The organism is Pseudogemmobacter hezensis (genome assembly GCF_013155295.1).
GTDB classification, from domain to species: Bacteria; Pseudomonadota; Alphaproteobacteria; order Rhodobacterales; family Rhodobacteraceae; genus Pseudogemmobacter; species Pseudogemmobacter hezensis.
Map to the genome: position 1 here is coordinate 1 of NZ_JABJXT010000048.1, position 4197 is coordinate 4197.

A 4197-nucleotide genomic window follows, 5' to 3' on the forward strand; every position below is an offset into this window, starting at 1 on the left:
CAAAAGTCCCATGTGGATCACTCCGTTGCCCCCGCCGCTCACCGCTTTGGAGGAAGGTTCACATGGCTCAGTTCTCAGTGAAAATTATGCCCTTAAACGGCTCAGTTCTGGGTGAGAAACAACACATTATGCAAAAAAACACAAAATATACGGCTCCGCACAAGCCAGGTGAATTTACAACGGTCTGTTTCCAAAACTATGTTAAAATACCCCGCTATAGCTCTGTAAATTTGCATAGTATGCGTTACGGACACGCAACATCTTCTCATCCTCGCGCAAACCTACGCTGCTCATATCGAGCGCGGCCTGCACACCGTTGCCGGAAGGGTTGGCGTTCACATTCGGTTCTTCACCAGACTGGCTGAGGGCGGGGAATGCCGCCTTAGCGCATACAAGCAGGTTCTGTGTTGGTTCGACCAAAACTGGCCCGCAGACCTTGCCTGGCCTGCGGAGGTTGACCGCCCATCCCCTAAGAATTCGGAGGCCGCATAATGGCTGTATTTTATCGCCTGCGCCGCAGCGTGGCGCCTGCTTGTCTGCCCTGAGCTGAGCGCCGAGTCACGCCTCAAGGCTACGCTGGCTGAGTGGCGCAAGATGCGCACAGGTGTTTCCTCAGTCCCCGGATCCATGGCTGCGGGCAGTCACCGCAATAGCCAGATATAGCGCCCGGGCATTCGATCCGACAGCGCATCGCGGCGGCTCGGCGCTGTGTGCCATGCTTGCGTGCAAGCCATTCCCCATCGCCGAGGAACTTGATCCCGGTGCTATCCACCAGAAAGTTTAGAGGACCCGGCGCACGACGGTTCGATATCTGCACAGTCATGCGCTTCTGCCGGCGGCTCAGCGTCGAAAAATCAGGCACCGGCCAGTCGAGACCGGCCATCGATAGAATGCTGGCCACCATACCGCCTCGCCAGGGTTCCTCGAACCAGTGGCGGAACCTGGCTCGATTTGTCGAAGCGGCAGCCCGAACAGAACCTTCACCATCAGGCAAAACTGGATCGCGACATCGCTGAACACAGCCGGTCGGCCAGTGCCACCGGCCTTCGGCGCAAGCCACGTCATGTCCTTGTCCAACCAGACCAGCAGGGAACAGCGCCGCTTCAGGGCCTCGTTGTAACTCTTCCAGTTCGTCGTCCGACAGCGGGTAGGGGCAGGTCGCGTCATCGCAGAACATTAGCCCTGTGGATTCCTCGCGTGAATCCGGCTCGCGGGGGAATTCTGCAACAACGCCGACCCTAGCGCCACCAGCGTGCCCTTTGGGAGAGCTATTTGTCGCACAGGCAGCTTGCTCTTCCGGCCTCATCATTCCACCATCCCAGCCGGGCGGTGTTTCCTGCGAAAGTTTTACTTTTCCCGCGCTTGTCGACGTGTTCATAAAGGGTGACCCTGCATCCCGGGCCCATCTTGACGGAACCTATGTCATCGTTCCAGCGCCGGGAGAAAACTTCGATATATTCGAAACTATGACCATTCGTGGTGGTTCTGTATCCTGGGTCATTGGCCGCAATAAGCATCACTCCTGAAGGCATAACATATGACCTGCCTTTGAAATCTTTGTGCTCAAAGACCTGGCATCCTTTTCCCAGGCCAGGGCTTGTTTCCGCATGCGCAGACAAGGGGACAAAAGGAGTCATTGCAGCGAAAACCCAGGGCAGGAGTGTTTTTTTTCCAATCATGACAGCTCTCCATTGTTTTCGGATGAGATTGGTTGCATTTGTTATGGCGGTATCAGTATTTTGCGATTGTTAATGGGGATCTCAGCACCCAGCCACGCTGGCCCATGGGTGTCTCGACATAGCAATAGTCGTTCCGGCACATCTTTGACTTCAGCATATGCAAAGGCTGTCCGACTGGGATAACGGAAATCAAGCTGTCGTGCTTGCTAGGGCCTGATCGCAGGTTAAGCTTGTTCTGAGAGACGCCATAACCGACCACATCATTCCGGTCGGGCAGGGGAACTGTGATGTCAACGGTTCCCTCTTTCAGGATCCATCCCCGCAATCCCCCGGCCCCCTGAACCAGGCAGTATCCGTTCATGCAGCTGGATATGTTCAGGAATACAAGTACACTTCCTTTGGGGAATTCGCCCAGTTTTTTATAGGTTTTCCCCGGCCCATTGCGAACGGCCAAAAGCTGCGTAGCTTCGCCCCGAATGCCCGGCATACTTGCGCCACGCGCCATAAGCTGGCTCAGTGACGCCGAAGGGAAGCCTGCCAGGACTGCACATAGAAATAGCGCCACACAGATGCCACCAAAACGCATAGCCGTCCTCCTTTCAGATCTCTGATGAGATTTAATTTCACGCAACCTGGATTCAGGTATCTTTCCGAATATACAGGCGATGATGTTATATATCGCAGATCGCATAGCTATTCGTTTCCATGGGATAGCTAGTGGTGGCACAGGGTTTTCTTTATTCGCAGCGTGAAGGGGGTTGGTCCAGGTCGTGCCGCAATCATATGTGTTACAATTATTTCAGCCTCACATTTATCACTGGTGACTTTGTACCCCTTCTTCATTTCCTCGATTGATTTGATTCTTCCCTGCTGTAGCGCGATTGAAACTTCTTCATCATCAAGGATCGCTTTGATTTCCCTTACGCTGTCGCTGTATGCTCTTGTGGCGGCCTCTGTCGGCCTGTTCACGGCGAAGGCAATGGCGACGATCAGGATGCTTCTGACGAGGCCTCTGTTTATGCCTTTGAAAGGCCGGAAGGTATTTGGGGCAAATATGCGGCTGAGAAGCCGGCGCTTTCCTGGTTTCGCGCCTGAACCATTCTGCGCAATATCTGGCATCACAGACAGGCCCGCCAGAAGATGAGCGCCGATAGCGCAATGCGGCATCAGAGGTCGCGTATCAAAATTCAGGATCATATTTTTTTCACCGACCGGGCATCCTATGTGGATAATTCCGGTTGCGGCAGGGAAGGCATCCACCAAATGGTGGATGCGGCTGAAAATGCGCGCTCTAAAATTACCTCCTGGTTGGATAAATACGCTAGGAGATCCCTTCATGAAGACCCGGCCCCTCTTGTCTGTTGTGCGTGTTGTGGCCTCCTGCCTGTTTGCCGGCCACCTCGTGACCACAATGGCCCAGGCGCAGAGCCTGCCATCGTTGCTTGACTTTTTTTCCATTGCCACGCCGACAGAAAAGACCCCGCGGATCGACACTTATGATGAGACCTGGATGATCACCGGCCCGGTCTCGGATTCACCCTCGAAAGCGACCGAGGGCGAGAACTGGAAGCTTCTCGAGGGGCGGATCATCTACGCCTATTACCGCTTTGCGCCCGGCGACAGCGCGCTGCAGATCGCCCGCAGCTTCGAGGCGGCGGCGAAGGACGCCGCTTATGATGTGGTTTTCTCATGCAGCACCGAGCGTGGCGACTGCTTTACCAGCGGGGATAAGGTGCCGGGGGTCTATGTCGGATTGTTGCTTGATAAGCCGAACAATATGCCCGCGCTGGATGCGCTTGATATGCAGATCGTTCGCAACCTTTTCCAGACCGGCGGCGCGCGGCTGCTCTATCTGACGAAAGGCACAGGCGAGAATGTCATCCATATGCAGGTGGCGCTTGCCGATACCCCGGAGAAGGGCGTCATGGCGATTACCAAGACCGTGATTACCGGGGATGAGCCGGGCCTGACCGGCGCGGCCTCAATGCGCGACAGTCTGATCGCCGGGGAAAACGTCACGCTCGACAATCTGCTGTTCGATACGGACAGTGCCATCCTGCTGCCGCCCTCGCGCGAACAGGTTTTCGAGATTGCAATGATGCTGCGCGATGATCCCGCCCTGAAGCTGGAGATCATCGGCCATACCGACAGCGATGGCGGGCGCACACATAACCAGGGTCTGTCAGAGCGACGTGCTGCAGCAGTGGTCGATGCGCTGGTCAATGGTTTCGATATCGAAGCCAGCCGCCTGACCTCTTCCGGGCGCGGTATGGATGAGCCGGTGGCAAGCAATGAGACCTCTGCCGGAAAAGCGAAAAACCGTCGTGTCGAGTTGAGGTTGCGCTGATGAACCTGATCGTGGCTCTGGCAGGCTGGATTCTCACGTTGAACCGGCTTTGTTGCACTATCCGGCCGGCTCATGGATTCATGTTTGTGAGTCAGCGGGTTAGGTTGGCTCTATGAGCAAGCCGATCCCTCTTTTTCGCACAACGAACTGGTCGAGCTACAGCCGGGCCCT

The 4197-nt window shown here is 55.6% G+C and carries 4 protein-coding genes and 1 pseudogene; 1 reads left to right on the forward strand and 4 read right to left on the reverse strand.

Annotation, left to right across the window (positions count from 1 at the left end; all coding sequences use genetic code 11):
• Nucleotides 1-700 precede the first annotated feature (700 nt).
• The 4 genes and pseudogenes from HOY34_RS21630 to HOY34_RS21645 form a co-directional block, all read right to left on the reverse strand.
• Nucleotides 701-1167: pseudogene (locus HOY34_RS21630) on the reverse strand (transposase); the annotation flags it as partial.
• A 101-nt stretch (nt 1168-1268) separates the two neighbouring features.
• Entirely contained in the window at nt 1269-1679 is a 411-nt protein-coding gene (locus HOY34_RS21635) for a beta/gamma crystallin family protein (RefSeq protein ID WP_172366725.1), read from the reverse strand.
• Nucleotides 1680-1731: 52 nt separating this feature from the next.
• Nucleotides 1732-2265 carry an SH3 domain-containing protein gene (locus HOY34_RS21640; protein WP_172366727.1) on the reverse strand — a complete coding sequence of 178 codons (534 nt, stop codon included), beginning with the start codon at nt 2263-2265 and terminating at the stop codon, nt 1732-1734.
• A gap of 128 nt (nt 2266-2393) precedes the next feature.
• A complete protein-coding gene (locus HOY34_RS21645) occupies nt 2394-3017 on the reverse strand; it encodes a hypothetical protein (protein WP_172366729.1) in 624 nt (207 codons plus the stop codon).
• Here HOY34_RS21645 and HOY34_RS21650 point away from each other — a divergent pair.
• Nucleotides 3016-4026 (forward strand): OmpA family protein, encoded by a 1011-nt coding sequence (locus HOY34_RS21650; RefSeq protein WP_172366730.1) that lies wholly within the window; start codon nt 3016-3018, stop codon nt 4024-4026. The genes HOY34_RS21645 and HOY34_RS21650 overlap by 2 nt on opposite strands.
• Nucleotides 4027-4197: the final 171 nt, after the last annotated feature.

Bases quoted from the DNA above. Each gene is read 5' to 3' on its own strand.
- HOY34_RS21635 (WP_172366725.1), bottom strand. From the start codon at position 1,679: ATGATTGGAAAAAAAACACTCCTGCCCTGGGTTTTCGCTGCAATGACT.
- HOY34_RS21640 (WP_172366727.1), bottom strand. From the start codon at position 2,265: ATGCGTTTTGGTGGCATCTGTGTGGCGCTATTTCTATGTGCAGTCCTG.
- HOY34_RS21650 (WP_172366730.1), top strand. From the start codon at position 3,016: ATGAAGACCCGGCCCCTCTTGTCTGTTGTGCGTGTTGTGGCCTCCTGC.
- HOY34_RS21645 (WP_172366729.1), bottom strand. From the start codon at position 3,017: ATGAAGGGATCTCCTAGCGTATTTATCCAACCAGGAGGTAATTTTAGA.